At 72.0% G+C, this 19,109-nt stretch carries 20 protein-coding genes and 1 pseudogene; 20 read left to right on the top strand and 1 reads right to left on the bottom strand.

The annotated features are described in order from the left end of the window. The first annotated feature begins 139 nt into the window (after window positions 1-139). Entirely contained in the window at window positions 140-745 is a 606-nt protein-coding gene (locus ABTX81_RS16475) for a hypothetical protein (protein WP_350545468.1), read from the top strand. A 13-nt stretch (window positions 746-758) separates the two neighbouring features. Here ABTX81_RS16475 and ABTX81_RS16470 read toward each other — a convergent pair whose 3' ends face one another. Then, window positions 759-1,061 carry a ferredoxin gene (locus ABTX81_RS16470; RefSeq protein ID WP_344321798.1) on the bottom strand — a complete coding sequence of 101 codons (303 nt, stop codon included), beginning with the start codon at window positions 1,059-1,061 and terminating at the stop codon, window positions 759-761. 286 nt (window positions 1,062-1,347) lie between these two features. Between ABTX81_RS16470 and arc the strand changes: the two genes are divergently transcribed. From arc to ABTX81_RS16375, 19 genes and pseudogenes are all read left to right on the top strand, one after another. Continuing rightward, window positions 1,348-3,114, top strand: a complete 1,767-nt coding sequence (gene arc, locus ABTX81_RS16465) for a proteasome ATPase (RefSeq protein ID WP_350545465.1) — start codon at window positions 1,348-1,350, stop codon at window positions 3,112-3,114. A gap of 215 nt (window positions 3,115-3,329) precedes the next feature. Beyond that, window positions 3,330-4,841: a depupylase/deamidase Dop gene (dop, locus tag ABTX81_RS16460; protein WP_350545462.1), complete on the top strand. Its 1,512-nt coding sequence runs from the start codon at window positions 3,330-3,332 to the stop codon at window positions 4,839-4,841. 182 nt (window positions 4,842-5,023) lie between these two features. Next, on the top strand, window positions 5,024-5,242 hold the full coding sequence (locus tag ABTX81_RS16455; RefSeq protein WP_344321819.1) for a ubiquitin-like protein Pup: 219 nt from the start codon (window positions 5,024-5,026) through the stop codon (window positions 5,240-5,242). A gap of 154 nt (window positions 5,243-5,396) precedes the next feature. After that, window positions 5,397-5,474 (top strand): annotated as a pseudogene (locus ABTX81_RS16450) (endonuclease VII domain-containing protein); the annotation flags it as partial. Continuing rightward, window positions 5,471-6,265 carry a proteasome subunit beta gene (gene prcB, locus ABTX81_RS16445; RefSeq protein WP_350545613.1) on the top strand — a complete coding sequence of 265 codons (795 nt, stop codon included), beginning with the start codon at window positions 5,471-5,473 and terminating at the stop codon, window positions 6,263-6,265. The pseudogene ABTX81_RS16450 and the gene prcB, both read left to right, overlap by 4 nt. A 32-nt stretch (window positions 6,266-6,297) precedes the next feature. Then, a complete protein-coding gene (prcA, locus tag ABTX81_RS16440) occupies window positions 6,298-7,128 on the top strand; it encodes a proteasome subunit alpha (RefSeq protein ID WP_350545458.1) in 831 nt (276 codons plus the stop codon). A 125-nt stretch (window positions 7,129-7,253) separates the two neighbouring features. Beyond that, window positions 7,254-8,615, top strand: coding sequence for a Pup--protein ligase (gene pafA, locus ABTX81_RS16435; protein ID WP_350545455.1), 1,362 nt, complete (start codon window positions 7,254-7,256; stop codon window positions 8,613-8,615). Between the two features lie 162 nt (window positions 8,616-8,777). Beyond that, window positions 8,778-9,770, top strand: a complete 993-nt coding sequence (locus ABTX81_RS16430; RefSeq protein ID WP_350545452.1) for an FKBP-type peptidyl-prolyl cis-trans isomerase — start codon at window positions 8,778-8,780, stop codon at window positions 9,768-9,770. Window positions 9,771-10,007: 237 nt separating this feature from the next. After that, on the top strand, window positions 10,008-11,315 hold the full coding sequence (locus tag ABTX81_RS16425) for an FKBP-type peptidyl-prolyl cis-trans isomerase (protein WP_350545448.1): 1,308 nt from the start codon (window positions 10,008-10,010) through the stop codon (window positions 11,313-11,315). Window positions 11,316-11,476: 161 nt separating this feature from the next. Further along, window positions 11,477-11,842: an FKBP-type peptidyl-prolyl cis-trans isomerase gene (locus ABTX81_RS16420; protein WP_350545445.1), complete on the top strand. Its 366-nt coding sequence runs from the start codon at window positions 11,477-11,479 to the stop codon at window positions 11,840-11,842. A gap of 169 nt (window positions 11,843-12,011) precedes the next feature. Continuing rightward, window positions 12,012-12,989, top strand: a complete 978-nt coding sequence (locus ABTX81_RS16415; RefSeq protein WP_350545440.1) for a helix-turn-helix transcriptional regulator — start codon at window positions 12,012-12,014, stop codon at window positions 12,987-12,989. Between the two features lie 64 nt (window positions 12,990-13,053). Next, entirely contained in the window at window positions 13,054-14,010 is a 957-nt protein-coding gene (locus ABTX81_RS16410) for a helix-turn-helix transcriptional regulator (RefSeq protein ID WP_350545436.1), read from the top strand. A 3-nt stretch (window positions 14,011-14,013) separates the two neighbouring features. After that, window positions 14,014-14,244 carry a hypothetical protein gene (locus tag ABTX81_RS16405; RefSeq protein WP_350545433.1) on the top strand — a complete coding sequence of 77 codons (231 nt, stop codon included), beginning with the start codon at window positions 14,014-14,016 and terminating at the stop codon, window positions 14,242-14,244. A gap of 24 nt (window positions 14,245-14,268) precedes the next feature. Continuing rightward, on the top strand, window positions 14,269-14,448 hold the full coding sequence (locus tag ABTX81_RS16400; protein ID WP_350545430.1) for a hypothetical protein: 180 nt from the start codon (window positions 14,269-14,271) through the stop codon (window positions 14,446-14,448). Between the two features lie 206 nt (window positions 14,449-14,654). Then, window positions 14,655-14,939 carry a Sec-independent protein translocase subunit TatA gene (tatA, locus tag ABTX81_RS16395; protein WP_350545427.1) on the top strand — a complete coding sequence of 95 codons (285 nt, stop codon included), beginning with the start codon at window positions 14,655-14,657 and terminating at the stop codon, window positions 14,937-14,939. 121 nt (window positions 14,940-15,060) lie between these two features. Continuing rightward, complete coding sequence (tatC, locus tag ABTX81_RS16390) at window positions 15,061-15,951, top strand: twin-arginine translocase subunit TatC (protein ID WP_502892791.1); 891 nt, start codon at window positions 15,061-15,063, stop codon at window positions 15,949-15,951. Window positions 15,952-16,087: 136 nt separating this feature from the next. Continuing rightward, window positions 16,088-17,254, top strand: a complete 1,167-nt coding sequence (locus tag ABTX81_RS16385) for an NAD(P)/FAD-dependent oxidoreductase (RefSeq protein ID WP_350545422.1) — start codon at window positions 16,088-16,090, stop codon at window positions 17,252-17,254. A 63-nt stretch (window positions 17,255-17,317) separates the two neighbouring features. Then, the gene (locus tag ABTX81_RS16380; protein ID WP_350545419.1) at window positions 17,318-17,638 is read left to right on the top strand and encodes a (2Fe-2S)-binding protein; all 321 of its coding nucleotides are present in this window, start codon (window positions 17,318-17,320) and stop codon (window positions 17,636-17,638) included. Continuing rightward, window positions 17,619-19,109 (top strand): FAD/NAD(P)-dependent oxidoreductase, encoded by a 1,491-nt coding sequence (locus tag ABTX81_RS16375; RefSeq protein ID WP_350545417.1) that lies wholly within the window; start codon window positions 17,619-17,621, stop codon window positions 19,107-19,109. The genes ABTX81_RS16380 and ABTX81_RS16375 overlap by 20 nt, the downstream gene beginning before the upstream one ends.

The following is a 19,109-nucleotide window of genomic DNA, read 5'->3' as shown; positions in this document are numbered from 1 at the left end:
GCCCCCGGGAAACCTCCCGGAAGGGGTGGTACGGCAGAGCCGTACCACCCCTTCCGCGTTCCCGCACACCCGCGCCACCGCACGGCCGCCCCGGTGTGGGACGATGCTCGCTCATACAGACCACTGGAGGGGACGCCTGGTGGAGACCGCGGTCGGGACGACGGCTGGACAGCAGACCGCCACGGGCCGCAGCGGCCCCCGGCACGGGCGCACCGCCCCCTGGCACTGGGCCTTGACGGTGGCCGGCTGCGCCGCAGTGGTGGCCGCCGCGCTCGCCGCGGGCCCCGCGAGCGGCGCCCCCGGGCCCGTCCGGCCCACCCCCAAGGCCCTCCCGGCCGCGGCCGCCCCCGACCCCGCGAAGGCCGAACTCCCGCTCGACTGCGGACCGTTCCCGGTGACCGTGGCCGTCAGCTTCGCCGCCGACCTCGGCGACGGCCGCCCCGGCACCGTCGCCGCCGCGCACTGCGCCGCCGAGAACGGCACCCCGCCCGACGCCGTCTACCTGCTCGGCCCCGGCCCCGGCGGGCGCCCCGTCGTGCTGGCCACCCTGCTCTCCGAGCGGGAGAACCTCACCGTCAGCCGCCTCGCGCTGCGCTCCGACGGCGCCCTCACCGCCCACGCCCAGGGCTACTCCGGCGACGACGTGCCGCGGTTCGCCCCCGACATCTCGCTCGACCTCACCTGGACGCGCAAGGGCGGCGGCTGGGACCGCTCCCAGACCGCCGCCCCGCTGAGCCTCACTTAGCAGACGCGCCCGCCTACTCCGCGTCAGGCCCGTACACCTCGACGCCATCGGCGGCCCGGCGCACATGGATGCAGTCCCCGGGGCAGTCCTTCACCGAGTCCACCACGTCCTGAAGGAGCGTCAGCGGCACCGGCACCGTCTCGCCGGGCTGCTGGCGCAACTCGTCGTCCTCGCCCTTCACATAGGCGAGGCCGTCGATGTCCAGCTCGAAGACCTCCGGCGCGTACTGTGCGCAGATGCCGTCGCCGGTGCACAGATCCTGGTCGATCCACACCTCCAGCGGCTCGGCAGCCGCCGTCGACTCGCTCACCGACATGATGATTGTCCGCCGTTTCTGTCCCGGGACGCCCCGTCCTGGGGCATTCCCGCCATTCGTACAACGATCGGACCCCGTGCGTCGGTCGCGATCGGATATCGACTCGATCGACGATACATCTGGTCCGCTTTGGCCCGTGCGCGGTGGGTATCCCCCTAGCAGAGGGGAAGCACGCGAGGGCGAAGATCGGACACGCCCGTTCCATCTTTCTTGATCTAGGGGTTTACGGACCCCTGGTCCCAGGTAGGGTCTGGAAGCGTCCAGCTCCCCGGAGGAGGTGAGGACCGTGGCAGCCCACGATGACGACTACAACCGCAGCACCGGCAGGCCCGCTCGTGGTTCCGACGAGGCCGCTCAGGTCTCGTACCTTGAGCAGGAAATCGCCGTGCTGCGCCGCAAGCTCGCCGACTCGCCGCGCAATTCGAGAATCCTCGAAGAGCGGATCGTCGAGCTCCAGACCAACCTGGCCGGCGTGACCGCCCAGAACGAACGGCTCGCCTCCACCCTGCGTGAGGCCCGCGACCAGATCGTGGCCCTCAAGGAGGAAGTGGACCGGCTGGCACAGCCCCCGGCCGGATTCGGCGTCTTCCTCAGCTCCAACGAGGACGGGACGGCCGACATCTTCACCGGGGGCCGCAAGCTCCGCGTGAACGTCAGCCCCAACGTCGACCTCGACGAGCTGCGGCGCGGCCAGGAAGTGATGCTCAACGAGGCCCTCAACATCGTGGACGCGATGGCCTTCGAGCGCATCGGCGACCTCGTCACCCTCAAGGAGGTCCTGGAGGACGGCGAGCGGGCCCTGGTCATCGGCCACACCGACGAGGAGCGGGTGGTCCGCCTCGCCGAACCGCTGCGCGAGATCACCCTCCGGGCGGGGGACGCCCTGCTGCTGGAACCGCGTTCCGGCTATGTGTACGAGGTCGTGCCGAAGGCCGAGGTCGAGGAGCTGGTCCTCGAGGAGGTCCCGGACATCGACTACCGCCAGATCGGCGGCCTGGCCAACCAGATCGAGCTGATCCGCGACGCGGTCGAGCTGCCCTACCTGCACGCCGAGCTGTTCAAGGAGTACGAGCTGCGCCCGCCCAAGGGCGTGCTGCTCTACGGCCCGCCCGGCTGCGGCAAGACGCTGATCGCCAAGGCCGTGGCGAACTCGCTGGCCAAGAAGGTCGCCGAGGTCACCGGCCGGCCCCAGGGGAAGAGCTACTTCCTCAACATCAAGGGCCCCGAGCTGCTCAACAAGTACGTCGGCGAGACCGAGCGGCAGATCCGCCTGGTCTTCCAGCGGGCCCGGGAGAAGGCCGGCGAGGGCACGCCCGTCATCGTCTTCTTCGACGAGATGGAGTCGCTCTTCCGCACCCGCGGCTCCGGCGTCAGCTCGGACGTCGAGAACACCATCGTCCCCCAGCTGCTCGCCGAGATCGACGGCGTGGAGGGCCTGGAGAACGTCATCGTCATCGGCGCCTCGAACCGCGAGGACATGATCGACCCGGCCATCCTGCGGCCGGGCCGGCTGGACGTCAAGATCAAGATCGAGCGCCCGGACGCCGAGGCGGCCAAGGACATCTTCTCCAAGTACCTCAAGGACTCGCTGCCCTTCCACCCGGACGACGTGAAGGAGCACGACGGCTCCGTCGAGGCCACGGTGGCCGCGATGATCCAGTCGGTGGTGGAGCGGATGTACTCCGAGACCGAGGAGAACCGCTTCCTGGAGGTCACCTACGCCAACGGTGACAAGGAGGTCCTGTACTTCAAGGACTTCAACTCCGGCGCGATGATCCAGAACATCGTCGACCGGGCCAAGAAGATGGCCATCAAGGACTACCTCGACCACGGCCAGCGCGGCCTGCGGGTCTCCCACCTGCTCAACGCCTGCGTGGACGAGTTCAAGGAGAACGAGGACCTGCCGAACACCACCAACCCGGACGACTGGGCCCGGATCTCCGGCAAGAAGGGCGAGCGGATCGTCTTCATCCGCACCCTGGTCACGGGGAAGCAGGGCGCCGAGTCCGGCCGCTCCATCGACACTGTCGCCAACACCGGGCAGTACCTGTAACGACCCGGTCCGGGCCTCCCGGAACGCACGCACACCGTCCGGCTGTGGCGCCTCGCGGCCCCGCAGCCGGACGGCGCGTCTCGGGGCCCGCCGGTCGCTACGGCGTTCTAGGCTCGACCCACCGTTCGCGGGCAGACGGCCGGCGTCGGTGTTGTTCAGCGGTACGTCAGTGTGGACCGCCCGCCGGGGGCGGCGCACCGGGCAAGGAGGGCCGCATGACCGTACGGCGCGTGATGGGCATCGAGACCGAGTACGGGATCTCCGTGCCCGGGCACCCCAACGCCAACGCCATGCTCACCTCGTCCCAGATCGTCAACGCGTACGCGGCGGCGATGCACCGGGCACGGCGGGCCCGCTGGGACTTCGAGGAGGAGAATCCGCTGCGCGACGCCCGTGGCTTCGACCTCGCGCGGGACGTCGCCGACGCCAGCCAGCTGACCGACGAGGACATCGGCCTCGCCAACGTCATCCTCACCAACGGCGCGCGGTTCTACGTGGACCACGCGCACCCCGAGTACAGCTCGCCCGAGGTGACCAACCCGCGCGACGCCGTGCTCTGGGACAAGGCCGGCGAACGGATCATGGCAGCCGCCGCACAGCGCGCGCTGGAGCTGCCCAACGGGCAGAACATCCACCTCTACAAGAACAACACCGACAACAAGGGCGCCTCCTACGGCACCCACGAGAACTACCTGATGAAGCGGGCGACCCCGTTCGCCGACATCGTCCGCCACCTCACCCCGTTCTTCGTCTCGCGCCAGGTGATCACCGGCGCCGGCCGGGTCGGCATCGGGCAGGACGGCTCCGCCAACGGCTTCCAGATCAGCCAGCGCGCGGACTTCTTCGAGGTCGAGGTCGGCCTGGAGACCACCCTCAAACGGCCGATCATCAACACCCGGGACGAGCCGCACGCCGACGCCGAGAAGTACCGCCGGCTGCACGTGATCATCGGGGACGCCAACCTCTCCGAGATCTCCACCTACCTCAAGCTCGGCACCACCTCGCTGGTCCTCGCGATGATCGAGGACGCCTTCATCACCTCCGACCTGGCCGTCGACCAGCCGGTGCGCACCCTGCACCGGATCTCCCACGACCCCACGCTGAAGCACCTGGTCACGCTGCGCAGCGGGCGCCGGCTCACCGCCGTCCAGCTCCAGCTGGAGTACTTCGAACTGGCCCGCAAGTACGTCGAGGACCGCTTCGGCACCGACGCCGACGAGCAGACCGTGGACGTGCTGGCCCGCTGGGAGGACGTGCTGGGCCGCCTGGAGCGCGACCCGATGTCGCTCTCGCGCCAGCTGGACTGGATCGCCAAGCGGGAGATCCTGGAGGGCTACCGCAGCCGGGACGCCCTGGAGTGGGACAACCCGCGGCTGCAGCTGGTCGACCTCCAGTACAGCGACGTACGGCCCGAGAAGGGCCTCTACAACCGCCTGGTGGCCCGTGGACGGTTCGACCGGCTGGTGACCGAGGAGGACGTCGTCAGGGCCGTCACCAAGCCCCCGGAGGACACCCGGGCGTACTTCCGCGGGCGCTGCCTGGAGCAGTACGCCGAGCACGTCGCGGCGGCCTCCTGGGACTCGGTGATCTTCGACCTGCCGGGCCGGGACTCGCTCCAGCGGGTGCCCACCCTGGAGCCGCTGCGCGGCACCCGCAACCACGTCAAGGAGTTGCTGGACCGCTGCCGCACGGCGGAGGACCTGCTCCGGGTGCTCTCCGGCGGGTAGCCCGGTGACTTTCCGATCACCACGGGTGAACGCCGGACAAATGGGAATCATCCGGGGAGGCGGCGGACGTTGGACAGGAAGCGCCACCGGCAAACCGGAAGCGGGTTGTCGCACCTTGTGTATAGGGTCGATGCAGCAAGCGACGACCAAACCGTGCCACACGATCGAGCGGGGTGAGGTAAATGGCAAGCAAGGACACCGGCGGCGGCCAGCAGCGGGCGAACCGCTCCTCCGAGGAGGTCGAGGAGCAGGCCGCGGAAGCGCAGAATTCGGATGACCTCAAGGAGCGCCAGGAAAAGCTGAGCGACGACGTCGACGCGGTCCTGGACGAAATCGACGAGGTCCTGGAATCGAACGCCGAGGATTTCGTGCGGCAGTTCGTGCAAAAGGGCGGCCAGTAATCCCGGCCGGAATCCGGGCGGCCGCCCGGCGGCATTCGGGAATTCACGGTTGCGACCGATGACGGCGGACGGGCGGCGGAAGCCGTCCGTCCGCCCGGTCCGGCCCTCCGCCGTGCTGGACAGTGATCGTCCGGCCGGTAGGGTGCGGGCAGTGCGCGCTTCAAGCTACCTGGAAGGAATCGTGTGGAAGCCAACACTCGTGGCACCGGGCGTCTACCGGCTGCCTTCCTGACCCCGGGATCCTCGTCGTTCCTCGATTTCCTGGAGGCCCACCGGCCCGAGCTGATCCCCGGCCGGCGCAAGCTGCCCGAGGGCGTCATCGAGGCCCCGCACGGCACGACCATCGTCGCCGCGGTCTTCGCCGGCGGTGTGGTCCTCGCCGGCGACCGCCGCGCGACCATGGGCAACGTGATCGCCCAGCGGGACATGGAGAAGGTCTTCCCGGCGGACGAGTACAGCGCGGTCGGCGTCGCCGGCACCGCCGGTCTCGCGATCGAGATGGTCCGGATGTTCCAGCTGGAGCTGGAGCACTACGAGAAGATCGAGGGCACCGTGCTCTCCCTGGAGGGCAAGGCCAACCGGCTCACCACCATGATCCGGGGCAACCTCGGCATGGCGATGCAGGGCCTCGCGGTCGTCCCGATGTTCGCCGGCTACGACCTCGACCTCGGCCGCGGCCGGATCTTCACGTACGACGTCACCGGCGGCCGCTCCGAGGAGCGCGGCTTCGCCGCCACCGGCTCCGGCTCGGTCTTCGCACGCGGCTCGATGAAGAAGCTGCACCGCGAGGACCTCACCGCCGAGCAGGCCGCCACCATGGTCGTCCAGGCCCTCTACGACGCGGCCGACGACGACTCCGCCACCGGCGGCCCCGACCTCGCCCGCAAGATCTTCCCGATCGTCTCGCTGATCACCGAGGACGGCTTCCGACGGCTCACCGAGGCCGAGGTCGCCGAGATCGCCGTCTCCATCACCGACCAGCGCCTGGCCCACCCCAACGGGCCGCAGGCCCCGCTGCTCTAGCCATCAACTGAGGAAGGAAGGGACGACCGCCGGTGTCGACACCGTTCTACGTCTCCCCCCAGCAGGCCATGGCGGACCGCGCGGAGTACGCCCGCAAGGGCATCGCGCGCGGTCGCAGCGTGGTCGTGCTCACCTACGCCGACGGCATCGTCTTCGTTGCCGAGAACACCTCCCGGGCGCTCCACAAGGTGTCCGAGATCTACGACAAGATCGCCTTCGCGGCGGTCGGCCGGTACAACGAGTTCGAGAACCTGCGCATCGGCGGCGTCCGCTACGCCGACCTGCGCGGCTACACCTACGACCGGGCCGACGTCACCGCCCGGGGTCTGGCCAACGTCTACGCCCAGACGCTCGGCACGATCTTCTCCTCGGTCGGCGAGAAGCCCTACGAGGTCGAGCTGATCGTCGCCGAGGTCGGCCGCACCGGCGACGACGACCAGATCTACCGGCTCACCCCGGACGGCTCGGTCGTCGACGAGAAGAACTACGTCGTGGTCGGCGGCAACGCCGACTCGATCGGCAACTACCTCGGCCAGCGGCACCGCAGCGGGTTCTCGCTCACCGAGGCGGTCAAGGTCGCCGTGGACTCGCTCGCCCGCGACCCCAACGGCGGCAGCCCGCGCAGCCTCACCCCCGACCAGCTGGAGGTGGCGGTCCTGGACCGCCAGCGCTTCCAGCAGCGCAAGTTCAAGCGGATCCTGGGCGGTCAGCTCGCCCGGCTGCTCGACGGCGACGAGTCCGCCGAGTCGGACGACTCGGACGACACGGGCGGAACCGGCGGAACCGGCGGATCGAACGGATCGAACGGATCGGACGGAACGGAGAAGCCGGCGGCCACCCCGCCCGGCGACTCCGACCAGTAGTGCCCACGGGGTCCCTGCGGCGGCCGGTGACGGCGGCCGCACGGGACCCCGGTGCCCCTGCGGCGGCCCGGACGGGCTTTCGCGGAGGCGGTTTCGGACAGCTCCCATCAGAGAATGGATGGCCCATGGACCGCCGAATTTTCGGGCTGGAGAACGAGTACGGCGTCACCTGTACGTTCCGCGGGCAGCGCAGGCTGTCCCCGGACGAGGTCGCGCGCTACCTCTTCCGCCGCGTAGTCTCCTGGGGCCGCAGCAGCAACGTGTTCCTGCGCAACGGTGCCCGCCTCTACCTCGACGTGGGCTCCCACCCCGAGTACGCCACCCCCGAGTGCGACGACGTCGTCGAGCTGGTGACGCACGACAAGGCGGGCGAACGGATCCTCGAAGGGCTGCTGGTCGACGCCGAGCGGCGGCTGCACGAGGAGGGCATCGCCGGGGACGTCTACCTCTTCAAGAACAACACCGACTCGGCCGGCAACTCCTACGGCTGCCACGAGAACTACCTGGTGGCCCGGCACGGCGAGTTCTCCCGGCTGGCCGACGTGCTCATCCCGTTCCTGGTGACCCGGCAGCTGATCTGCGGGGCCGGCAAGGTGCTGCAGACCCCGCGCGGCGCGGTCTACTGCGTCAGCCAGCGCGCCGAGCACATCTGGGAGGGCGTCAGCTCCGCGACCACCCGTTCCCGTCCGATCATCAACACCCGCGACGAGCCGCACGCCGACGCCGAGCGCTACCGCCGGCTGCACGTCATCGTCGGCGACTCCAACATGTCGGAGACCACCACCCTGCTCAAGGTGGGCTCCACCGACCTGGTGCTGCGGCTCATCGAGGCCGGCGTGGTGATGCGCGACCTGACCCTGGAGAACCCGATCCGGGCGATCCGCGAGGTCAGCCACGACCTCACCGGCACCCACCAGGTGCGGCTGGCCAACGGCCGGGAGGCCAGCGCGCTGGACATCCAGGAGGAGTACTACACCAAGGCGCTGGAGTTCGCCGACCGCAAGGGCATCAACACCGGCACCATCGCCCGGGTCCTCGACCTGTGGGGCCGCACCCTGGAGGCGGTCAGGACCGAGCGCCTGGACGGGGTCGCCACCGAGATCGACTGGATCATGAAGTACAAGCTCATCGAGCGCTACCGCGAGAAGCACCAGATGAGCATGAGCAACCCCCGGGTCGCCCAGATCGACCTCGCCTACCACGACATCCACCGCCGCCGCGGCCTGTTCTACCTGCTCCAGGCCAAGAACCAGGCGCAGCGGGTGACCACCGACCTCAAGACCTTCGAGGCCAAGTCGATCCCGCCGCAGACCACCCGGGCCCGGCTGCGCGGGGACTTCATCCGCCGGGCGCAGGAGCAGCGCCGCGACTTCACGGTCGACTGGGTGCACCTCAAGCTCAACGACCAGGCGCAGCGCACCGTGCTCTGCAAGGACCCGTTCCGGTCGGTCGACGAGCGGGTGGAGAAGCTGATCGCCGGCATGTGACCGGCGCGCGGGCGGGGGGAGCGGCGCGCGGGCCGCGTCCCCCCGTCGGTGTGATCTTCGCGGTGCCCGGTCCCGGTGGTGTCTACCGGGGCCGGGCACCGTCTGCGCATACGCTGTCCGTCGAGTCCGGAGAGCCGACTTTGACCGACAGTTAGGAACGCCGTGCGCCGCACCGCCGGGTTGCTTCTCACCCTGCCCCTGCTGCTGGCGGTGGCCTGCAGCAGCTCCACCAAGCCCGCCGGCCAGGCCACGCCCACGGCGTCGCCGACCGCCGCGCCCACCGTGCCCGCCCCGGTGAACGAGGCCTCGCCGATGCCGACGCTGTCGGGCGGGGGCTTCGGGAGCAAGGCCACCATCACCATCCCCGAGGGGCAGCAGCCCAGCGGGCAGTTCGTGGTGAACACCGTCAGCGAGGGGGACCGCTCCACGGTCAACAAGGGTGACTGGGTGACGGTCAACTACACCGCCAAGGACTGGACCACCGGCAAGGACCTGCCCAGCTCCTACGACTCGGGCGGCAAGCCGCAGCTCTACCAGGCGGGCAACGGGCAGCTGGTGCCGGCCTTCGACCAGAGCGTGATCGGCAAGAAGGTCGGCAGCCGGCTGCTGGTGGTCGCCCCGCCGGCCGCCGCGTTCGGCACCCAGGGCTCCACCCAGCTCGGCGTCGGCCCCGGCGACACGGTGGTCTTCGTGCTCGACATCGTGGAGAGCCTGCCGCCGGACACCACGCTCTCCGGCACCATGACGCAGGCGCCGGCCAACCTGCCGCAGGTCAAGGACAACGGCAAGGCCGCCGTCACCATCACCGTGCCGGCCGGGCAGGCCCCGCCGACCGACCTCCAGCAGGCCGTCCTGATCAAGGGCGAGGGCAAGCAGGTCAAGTCCGGGCAGACCCTGGTCGTGCAGTACACCGGGGTGCTGTGGAGCAACGGCCAGCAGTTCGACTCCTCCTGGAGCCACGGCGGCGCCCAGGCGCTGCAGATCGGCACCGGCAGCGTGATCGAGGGCTGGGACAAGGGCCTGGTCGGCCAGAACGTCGGCAGCCGGGTCCTGCTCGTGGTGCCGCCGGCGCTCGGCTACAAGGACCAGGCGCAGGGCTCCGTGCCGCCGAACTCGACCCTGGTGTTCGTGGTGGACATCCTGGAGGCGGTGTAGCCGCGTGATCCACGGAGATCCCCCGCGCGGGCTGGTTCGAATGCGGGGGGATTCCGTACGCTTGGGCGGGCGCTCGCACGGGCAAGCGCCCGTCCTCATCCTGACCTGTCATACTGCCCTCGCACTGTGGTAGGCGCCGCCGGCGCCCGGGGTCCGGGCGGGCAGTGCGGCAGCACCCCGGCGCCACCACGCCGGCCGTAGACCTCGAAGACCTCGTGGCGAGATGGATGGGGAGTCATGTCTGAGAAAGCGTCGAGCCCGGGCGGGTCCGGTACCGCGCACGGTAACTCCGCCGGAGACCCGGCCGACTCGCGGCCCGGCGGCCCGCTCCCGGGTGACGGTGAGTCGATCATCGTCCCGCCGGCGATCCTGCGGCAGCAGGCCGGGTGGGGCGGGTCAGGGGAGGCGCCGCGGACCGCGACGACGAAGACCGAGGACGCTCCGCAGATCTTCGCTTCCACCGTCCGCCGCCAGGACACCTCCGAGGCCGGGTACGACGAGAACCCGGGCAACGTCGGCAAGCTCGGCGTGATCCTCGGCACGGTGCTGGGCGTCCTGCTCATCGGCAGCGCCGTCACCCTGTACCTGGTGAACAAGGACGGCTCGTCGGACGACGCCGCCGCCAAGCCGGACACCGCCAAGTCCGCTCCGGCCACGCCGACCGCCGAGCCGGTCCCGCCGATCAAGGACAGCGCCAAGGTGCTGCCCAACGTCACCGGGGACTTCGGCACCAAGGCCACCATCGAGGTGCCCGCCGAGCAGGCCGACGGCAGCTTCGTCGTCAAGGTCCTCTCCGAGGGCAACGGCCCCAAGGTCGAGAAGAACTCCTGGACCTCGGTCGACTACACCGGCAAGGACTGGAACACCGGCAAGGACATCCCGTCCTCGTACGACGACAAGGGCAAGCCGCAGATCTTCCAGGCCGGCACCGACGCGCTGATCCCGGCGCTGGACCAGGCTGTCGTCGGCAAGAAGGCCGGTTCCCGGCTGCTCGTCGTCGCCCCGCCGGCCGCCGCCTTCGGCGCCCAGGGCAACCCGAGCATGTCGATCGGGGCGACGGACAACCTGATCTTCGTCATCGACATCCGCAACAGCAACGCCCCGGACGCCGTCGTCAGCGGCACCGTGACCCCGCCGCCCGCGGACTTCCCGCAGGTCAAGGACAACGGCAAGAAGCCCGCCGACATCACCCCGGTGCCGGGCGCCGCCGACCCGACCGAGCTCAAGAGCCACGTCCTCATCAAGGGCGAGGGCCGCAAGGTCGAGAAGGGCGAGAAGATCCTCGTCCAGTACACCGGCGCCCTGTACAAGGACGGCAAGGTCTTCGACTCCTCGCTGAGCAAGGGCCAGGCCTTCTCCTTCCCGCTCGGCGGCGGCCAGGTCATCGCCGGCTGGGACCAGGGCCTGGAGGGCCAGACCATCGGCAGCCGCGTCGAGCTGGTCATCCCGGCCTCGCTCGGCTACAAGGACCAGGCCCAGGGCGACATCCCGGCCAACTCCACGCTGGTCTTCGTCGTCGACATCCTCGACGCCGGTCAGGGCTGATCCACTTTCGGGTGACAATGGTGTGCGTGTGACCTTCGGGGCCGGCCGCGTGGCCGGTCCCGGACGGGCGGCGGGCGCCCGTACCGTGGTCCGGGAACGGACCGGGGTGCGGGCGCCCGCCGCTTGGTCATGGAACGAACCAACCGTGAGATGAGGCACTAGTGAGCAAGCCCGAGATCGACTTCCCGGTCGGCGACCCGCCGGCCGAGCTGAAGATCCGCGACATCACCGTCGGCACCGGCGCCGAGGCCAAGCCCGGCCAGGTCGTCGAGGTCCACTACGTCGGCGTGACCTACGCGACCGGCGAGGAGTTCGACGCCAGCTGGAACCGCGGCTCGACCTTCAAGTTCCCGCTCGGCGGCGGCCGCGTCATCGCCGGCTGGGACCAGGGCGTCGTCGGCATGAAGGTCGGCGGCCGCCGCGAGCTGGTCATCCCGCCGCACCTGGCCTACGGCGACCAGTCGCCGACCCCGGCCATCCCGAAGGGCTCGACCCTGATCTTCGTGGTCGACCTGATCTCCGTCTGAGGACGCTGATCACCAGGGCCGCACCCCCGGTGGGGGGTGCGGCCCCACGTCATTCCCCCCTCGGCTTTTGCGGGGTGTACCGCTACCGGTACGGTCGGTCCCGCCGGGTCGATGACGACGCCCGGCGGGCGCACCCCGCGCGCTGCGCGGCACACCGGAAGGGTCACCGATGGCGATCGCCAAGGCAGAGCGGCTGATGAATCTCGCCCTGTGCCTGATGAACACCCGACGTCCGCTCTCCAAGAAGGAGCTGCGGGAGTCCATCGAGGCCTACCGCGAAGCCTGGCAGAACAGCAGCGAGGAAGCCTTCAACCGGATGTTCGAGCGGGACAAGGACGACCTGCGCGAACTCGGACTGGTCATCGACGTCGACGAGAACGCCCTCGACGGCGAGCTCGGCTACCTCGCCCGCGCCGACCGCAACCGCCTGCCGGAGATCGCGCTCGACGCCGAGGAGGCCGCCGCGCTCACCCTCGCCGCACGGGTCTGGCAGCAGGCGAAGATGAGCGGCGCCGCCAGCGGCGCGCTCCAGAAGCTGCGCGCCGCCGGGATCCCGTTCACCGAGACCGAGCGCCGACCCGCCCTCGAACCGCGCATCCCCGCGCGCGAGGCCGCCTTCGAACCGCTGCTCACCGCCGCCCGCGACCGCCGCCCGGTCGCCTTCGAGTACCGCAAGGCCGGCGCCGCCGCCGTCGAGCAGCGCACCGTCGAGCCGTGGGCCCTGGAGTGCTGGCGCGGCCACTGGTACCTGGCCGGCTGGGACCGGGACCGCGAGGACGCCCGGGTCTTCCGGCTCAGCCGGATCACCGGCAAGGTCCGCGCCCGCTCCGGCGCCTTCCTCGGCACCGTGCCCGAGCACGTCGACGTCCGCGCCACCGTCGCCAAGTTCGCCGGCGAGGGCGCCACCGCCACCGCCGTGGTCAGGGTTCGCCGCGGTGCCGGCTTCCCGCTGCGCACCAAGGCGCTCACCACCCGGCGGGCCGACGACAGCTGGGACGAACTGGAGATCCCGTACGGCAACGGGCTCGGCGCAGACCTCGCCGAGTTCGGGCCGGACGTGCTGGTGGTCGGCCCCGAGGAGCTGCGGGCCGACGTCATCGACCGGCTGCGCGCGGTGGCCGGCACTGCGGAGGGTGTGCGGGTATGAGCGAGCGAACCATCGGAAGGTGCGTCGTGTGCGAGGCGCCCGCCGAGCGTGGCGAGGTGGACGCATGAGTAACGCGATCGACCAGACGCGGCGGATGCTCTCGCTGGTCACCTATCTGCGCGAGCGTCCCGGCGCGGAGGTCGCCGAGGTGGCCCGCGCCTTCGGCATCAGCGAGCGCGAGCTGATCGCGGACCTCAATGTGCTGCCGATGTGCGGCACCAGCTTCCGCGGCGGCGACCTGCTCGACATCGACACCGACGGCGAGCGGATCTGGTGGCACAACGTCGACGACGTCGCCCAGCCGCTGCGGCTGGCCGCCGACGAGGCGACCGCGCTGCTCGTGGCCGCCCGCGCCGTCGCCGGCCTGCCCGGCCTGCGGGCCGGCGACCGTGAGGCGCTCACCCGGGCCGTCGCCAAGATCGAGAACGCGGCGGGGGAGAGCGCCGAGGGCAGCGCCCGGGTCGGCGTCACCTTCGAGGCCGAGAGCCATGTCTTCGCCGACATCGACCGCGCGCTCAGCGAGGGCCGCCGGCTGTGGCTGCGCTACTACTCGCACGGCCGCGGCGGCATGACCGAGCGCGAGGTCGACCCGATCCGGCTGCTCACCGAGGGCCACACCTACCTGGAGGCCTGGTGCCGGACCTCCGAGGACCACCGGATGTTCCGGCTCGACCGGGTCGCCGAGATCAAGGTCCTGGACGTCCCCGCCGACCCGCCCAAGCGCGAGCCGCGCGACCTCTCCGGCGGGCTGGTCAACCCCTCCGCCGACGACCCCGAGGTCGTGGTGGAGGTCTCCTCCGGCGGCCGCTGGGTCGCCGAGTACTACACCCACGACCGGGCCGAGGAACTGCCCGACGGCGGACTGCGGATCACCCTGCGCAGCGCCGACCCCACGCAGCTGCGCCCGCTGGCGCTGCGGCTGGGCCGCGACGGGCGGATCGTCTCGCCGCCGGAGCTGGCCGGACAGGCGCGGGCGGCGGCGCTGGAGGCGCTGGCGCACTACGGGGAGGGGCAGGTCTGAGCCGTGGAGCCCGGTACCAGATTCAAGGTGTACTGCTCGGAGTGCCGGGAGAAGGTGGAGCTGCCGGTCGAGGCGTTCCGTCTGACCTTCGGCCGTACGGCGGCGCAGGCGCACTACAGCTTCGGGTGCCCGCTGTGCGGGGCGGCGGTGCGCAAGCCGGCCGGCGAGAAGATCGTCTCGGCGCTGACCGGGGCCGGGGTGCGGACCATGCGGCTGGTGCCGGCCGAGGGGTGAGCGGGGGCCGATAGGGTGGGGGCCATGTCCTGGATGCTCGTCGCCGCCGTTCTCCTCGCCACCGCCGGCCTGCTGGTGCTCGGCGTCCTCGCGGTCCGGCTCTGGCTGGACGTGCGGGCGCTGGCGAAGGGCGTGGACGCCGCCTCCCGGGCGCTGGCCGAGGCGGCCGGGGACCTCACGGCCGCGGCGGCGGGCCGCTCCTGAACGGCGGACCTGCCGGGAGCGCCGAACGGGGGCACCCGGGGGCTGCTGCTCGGAGGCCGGGGCGCGTTACGCTCTCAGTTGGCTCCTGAGCGCGAACGGGGGCCGCTGTCCTGTTCGGGCGGCCGTCGTCAGCGCGTCATCCGCAGCGGTTACCATCCCCGCAGCGGGCGGCCGGTCGGTGCCGCCGAGACTGAAGGTGGTCGAGCATGCGGGTCTCGTTCACCGCGATCCTCCTGGTCGCGGTCATTGCCATTGTGCTCTTCGGCGCCAAGCGGCTGCCGGAGCTGGCGCGTTCGCTCGGGCAGTCCGCACGGATCCTCAAGAGCGAGGCCAAGGCGATGCGCACCGACGGAAAGGCCGACACCCCGGCGCCGCCCGCCCCGGCGGTGGCCGACGGCGGTGCGGCGAAGACCATCCAGTCCGCCCCGGGTGCGTCCGCGACCGCCCGTCCGGTGAACGAGCAGTCCGCTCCGGACGGCGGGGCGCGCTGAACGCGCGGCACGCGCGACCACTGGAGGCCCGTCGACCGGCGGGCCCCGACGCACGAGTTGAGGACCGGGGTTGAGCAAGCTCACCAAGGCGTCGAAGACGCCCAAGGATCCCGAGGGACGGATGGCCCTCGCCGACCACCTGCGGGAACTGCGGAACCGGGTGGTCAAGTCGGTCCTGGCGATCGTGGTGTTCACGATCATCGCGCTGATCTTCCACAAGCAGATCGAGACGCTGCTGCTCAAGCCGATCCAGCGGTGTACACCGGAATTCCTCGCGGCGCCCACGGGCCGCTGTGCGGAGGTCTCGACCATCGGTCTGACCGCGGGCTTCAACTGGATGCTCAAGGTCGCCCTGACCGCCGGTGTGGTCGCCACCGTCCCGGTCTGGCTGTACCAGCTGTGGGCCTTCGTGGCGCCGGGCCTGCACAAGCACGAGCGCAAGTACACGGTCATCTTCATGGTCTGCGGCGCGCCGCTCTTCCTGGCCGGCGTGGGGCTGGCGATCCTGCTGCTGCCGCTGACCGTCGACGTGCTGCTCTCGTTCACCCCGGAGGACACCACACCGATCCTGCCGCCCGCGGACTACTTCGACATCGCCACCCGGCTGGTCCTGGTCTTCGGTCTGGCCTTCGAGTTCCCGCTGCTGCTGGTCATGCTGAACATGACCGGCATCGTCACCGGCAAGCGGCTGCTGGGCTGGTGGCGCGGCATGGTGATGGGCATCACCGTGTTCGCCGCCTTCGCGACGCCCAGCGCCGACCCGCTCAGCATGCTGGCGCTGGCCGCGCCGATCTGGGCGCTGTACTTCCTCGCGGTCGGGGTGGCGATGATGAACGACCGGCGCAAGGCCCGGCGCAACCCGGACCTCGCGCTGAGCGACGAGGAGGCCTCGCACGTCGACCTCTCGGTGGCGCCGGTCGCCGGGGCCGAGGCGATCGAGGCGTCGAGCACGCCGAGCGCCTCCGGCCAGGTGCCGGCCGCCCGTCACGAGCAGATGGACGACATCACCTGAGCCGGTCCACCCGCTGACCCGGGACCCTGAGCCCCGGCCCGCCGCTTCCTGCGGCGGGCCGGGGCTTTTCGGTGTCTTTCGTCCGTTCCGGGTGGGCGGTCTTGGCAGGTTCGATGGCATGTGACATATTACTGACGTGTCCCACTCCCAGAGACTCCCCGACGTCGTGGTGGTCGGTGCCGGTGTCGTCGGCGCCGCCTGCGCGTACTACGCCGCCCGGTCCGGCCTCGCCGTCGACGTCGTCGACCGCGGCCCGGTCGCCGGCGGCACCACCGGCGCCGGCGAGGGCAACCTGCTGGTCTCCGACAAGGAGCCCGGCCCCGAGCTCGACCTCGCCCTGTACTCCGGCGGCCTGTGGCGCGAACTCGCCGACGAGTTCGGCGCCGCCGTCGAGTACGAGGCCAAGGGCGGCCTGGTGGTCGCCGCCACCCCCGCCCGGCAGGAGGCGCTGCGCGCCTTCGCGGCCGAGCAGGCGGCGGTCGGCGTCACCGCCGAGGAGATCCCCGGCGAGCGGCTGCGGGAGCTGGAGCCGCACCTCGCGTCCGGCCTGGCCGGTGGCTTCCACTACCCCCAGGACGCCCAGGTCCAGCCCGCGCTGGCCGCCGCCCACCTGCTGCGCGCCGCCCGCCGGGCGGGCGCGCGGCTGTCCACCGGCGAGGCCGTGCGGGCCGTGCGGATCGGGGCGGACGGAGCCGTGCGCGGCGTCGAGACCGAGCGGCGCCGGCTGGACGCGGCCGCCGTGATCAACGCCGCCGGCACCTGGGGCGGCGAGCTGGCCGCGCTGGCCGGCGTCCGCCTCCCGGTGCTGCCGCGGCGCGGGTTCGTGCTGGTCACCGAGCCGTTGCCGCGGATCGTCCGGCACAAGGTGTACGCCGCCGACTACGTGGCCGACGTCGCCAGCGGCTCGGCCGCGCTGCAGACCTCGGCCGTGGTCGAGGGCACGCCCGGCGGACCGGTGCTGATCGGCGCCAGCCGGGAGCGGGTCGGCTTCGACCGGACGCTCTCGCTGGAGGTGCTGCACCGGCTGGCCGCCCAGGCCGCCGGGCTCTTCCCGGTCCTGGCCGGGGTGAACGTGATGCGCGCCTACCGCGGCTTCCGGCCGTACCTGCCGGACCACCTGCCCGCGATCGGCGCCGACCCCCGGGTGCCCGGGCTGTACCACGCCTGCGGCCACGAGGGTGCGGGCATCGGCCTGGCCCCGGCCACCGGGCTGCTGATCGCCCAGCAGCTCACCGGCAAGGAGCCCGACCTCGCCCTCGCCCCCTTCCGGGCCGACCGCTTCCCGGCCGAGGACGCCGCCTGAGCCTCCGGCCGAGGCCCGACAACCCCACGATCGGCTCATGAGCTGAACGGAGAACCCCCACCCATGCGCCGTAGCCGCACCCCCGCGGAGCTGGTCCGGGCCGAACCCGGGCCCGCGCACACCATCGACTTCGACGGCCGGCCCGTGCCCGCGCTGCCCGGGCAGACGATCGCCGCCGCCCTGTGGGCCGACGGCGTGCTCGCCTGGCGCACCACCCGGGTCGGCGGCAAGCCGCGCGGGGCGTTCTGCGGGATCGGCGCCTGCTTCGACTGCCTGGCCACCGTCGACGGGCGGCCCAACCAGCGCACCTGCCTGCTGCCGGCCGAGCCCGGCACCACCGTCACCACCCAGGAGGGCCACGGCCGTGCCGACCTCGACGTCTGAGCCCCTGACCGGTGCGCCGCGGCCGTACGACCTCGCGGTGATCGGCGCCGGCCCGGCCGGCCTCGCCGCCGCGGTGACCGCCGCCGACCTGGGGCTGCGCTGCGCCCTGGTCGACGCCGGGCGGAGCACCGGCGGACAGTACTACCGCCACCCCGCCCCCGGCCTCGGCGCCGACCGGCCCGACCGGCTGCACCACGGCTGGTCCGTCTACACCGGCCTCGCCGACCGGCTCGCCGCCCACCGCGCGGCCGGGCGCGTCGACCTGCTCTCCGGCCACCAGGTGTGGGCGCTGGAGCGCGGCGGGGAGCGCGACTGGCGGCTGCACGCCACCACCGGCCCGGACGCCGACGACCGGGCGACCGTCCGGTCCGCCGCCGTCCTGCTCGCCACCGGCGCGTACGAGCGGCAGCTGCCCTTCCCCGGCTGGACGCTGCCCGGGGTGGTCACCGCCGGCGGCGCGCAGGCCATGCTCAAGGCCGGCCTGGTGCTGCCCGGCCGACGGATCGTGGTGGCCGGGAGCGGCCCGCTGCTGCTCGCGGCGGCCTCCTCCCTGGTCACCGCCGGCGCCGAGGTCCCCGCGGTGGTCGAGGCCACCGCGTACCTCGGCTACGCCCGGCGCCCCGGCGTGCTGGCCGCCGTCCCGGCCAAGCTGGTCGAGGGCGCCGGACACGGCTCGGCGCTGCTGCGCCACGGTGTGCGGCTGCGGCCGCGCAGCGCGGTCGTCGAGGCGCACGGAACGGACCGGGTCACCGCGGTCACGGTGGCCCGGTTGGACGCCGCCTGGCGTCCGGTACCCGGCAGTGAACGGCGGATCGAGTGCGACGCGCTCGCCGTCGGTCACGGCCTGGTCCCGCAGATCGAGCTGGCCACCGAGTTGGGCGCGGCCATCCGCACCACGCCCGACGGGACGGCCGCACTCAAGGTCGACGCCCGCCTGCGGACCACCGTCCGCGGGCTCTGGGCGGCCGGCGAGACCTGTGGGGTGGGCGGCGCCGACCTGGCGATCGCCGAGGGCGAGCTGGCCGCGCACGCGGTCGCCGACCGGCCGGTGCGCTCCGCGCTGCTGCGCCGTCGCTCCCGGCTGCGGGCCTTCGCCGAGCTGATGGCCGCCGCCCACCGGCCCGGCCCGGGCTGGACCGACTGGCTGCGGGAGGACACCGACGTCTGCCGCTGCGAGGAGGTCCCGGCCGGGCGGATCCGCGAGGCGGTGGACGAGCTGGGCGCGGGCGACGCGCGCACCGTCAAGCTGCTGACCAGAGCCGGGATGGGCTGGTGCCAGGGCCGGATGTGCGGTCCGGCGGTGGCCTGCCTGGCGGGCGGCGGCGCCGTGCCGGACGAGGTCCGGGCCGACAGCCGGCCGCTCTCCTGTCCCGTTCCGCTGGGCCAGCTCGCGGCCGAGCGGGACGAGCGGGCCGAGTCGTCCGAGCGGGCCGAGTCGTCCGAGCGGGCCGGGCAGGCCGAGCAGGACTGA

The organism is Kitasatospora sp. NPDC097605, from assembly GCF_040302725.1.
Lineage (GTDB): Bacteria > Actinomycetota > Actinomycetes > Streptomycetales > Streptomycetaceae > Kitasatospora.
Note: the sequence above shows the minus strand (reverse complement) of the source record. Positions and strands in the feature narration are given on the sequence as shown.

Excerpts from the sequence above, each read along its gene's own strand:
- pafA (WP_350545455.1), top strand. The coding sequence starts at position 7,254 with ATGGACCGCCGAATTTTCGGGCTGGAGAACGAGTACGGCGTCACCTGT.
- dop (WP_350545462.1), top strand. The coding sequence starts at position 3,330 with ATGACCGTACGGCGCGTGATGGGCATCGAGACCGAGTACGGGATCTCC.
- tatC (WP_502892791.1), top strand. The coding sequence starts at position 15,061 with ATGGCCCTCGCCGACCACCTGCGGGAACTGCGGAACCGGGTGGTCAAG.
- ABTX81_RS16425 (WP_350545448.1), top strand. The coding sequence starts at position 10,008 with ATGTCTGAGAAAGCGTCGAGCCCGGGCGGGTCCGGTACCGCGCACGGT.
- ABTX81_RS16410 (WP_350545436.1), top strand. The coding sequence starts at position 13,054 with ATGAGTAACGCGATCGACCAGACGCGGCGGATGCTCTCGCTGGTCACC.
- ABTX81_RS16455 (WP_344321819.1), top strand. The coding sequence starts at position 5,024 with ATGGCAAGCAAGGACACCGGCGGCGGCCAGCAGCGGGCGAACCGCTCC.
- tatA (WP_350545427.1), top strand. The coding sequence starts at position 14,655 with ATGCGGGTCTCGTTCACCGCGATCCTCCTGGTCGCGGTCATTGCCATT.
- ABTX81_RS16470 (WP_344321798.1), bottom strand. The coding sequence starts at position 1,061 with ATGTCGGTGAGCGAGTCGACGGCGGCTGCCGAGCCGCTGGAGGTGTGG.
- ABTX81_RS16415 (WP_350545440.1), top strand. The coding sequence starts at position 12,012 with ATGGCGATCGCCAAGGCAGAGCGGCTGATGAATCTCGCCCTGTGCCTG.
- ABTX81_RS16380 (WP_350545419.1), top strand. The coding sequence starts at position 17,318 with ATGCGCCGTAGCCGCACCCCCGCGGAGCTGGTCCGGGCCGAACCCGGG.
- ABTX81_RS16400 (WP_350545430.1), top strand. The coding sequence starts at position 14,269 with ATGTCCTGGATGCTCGTCGCCGCCGTTCTCCTCGCCACCGCCGGCCTG.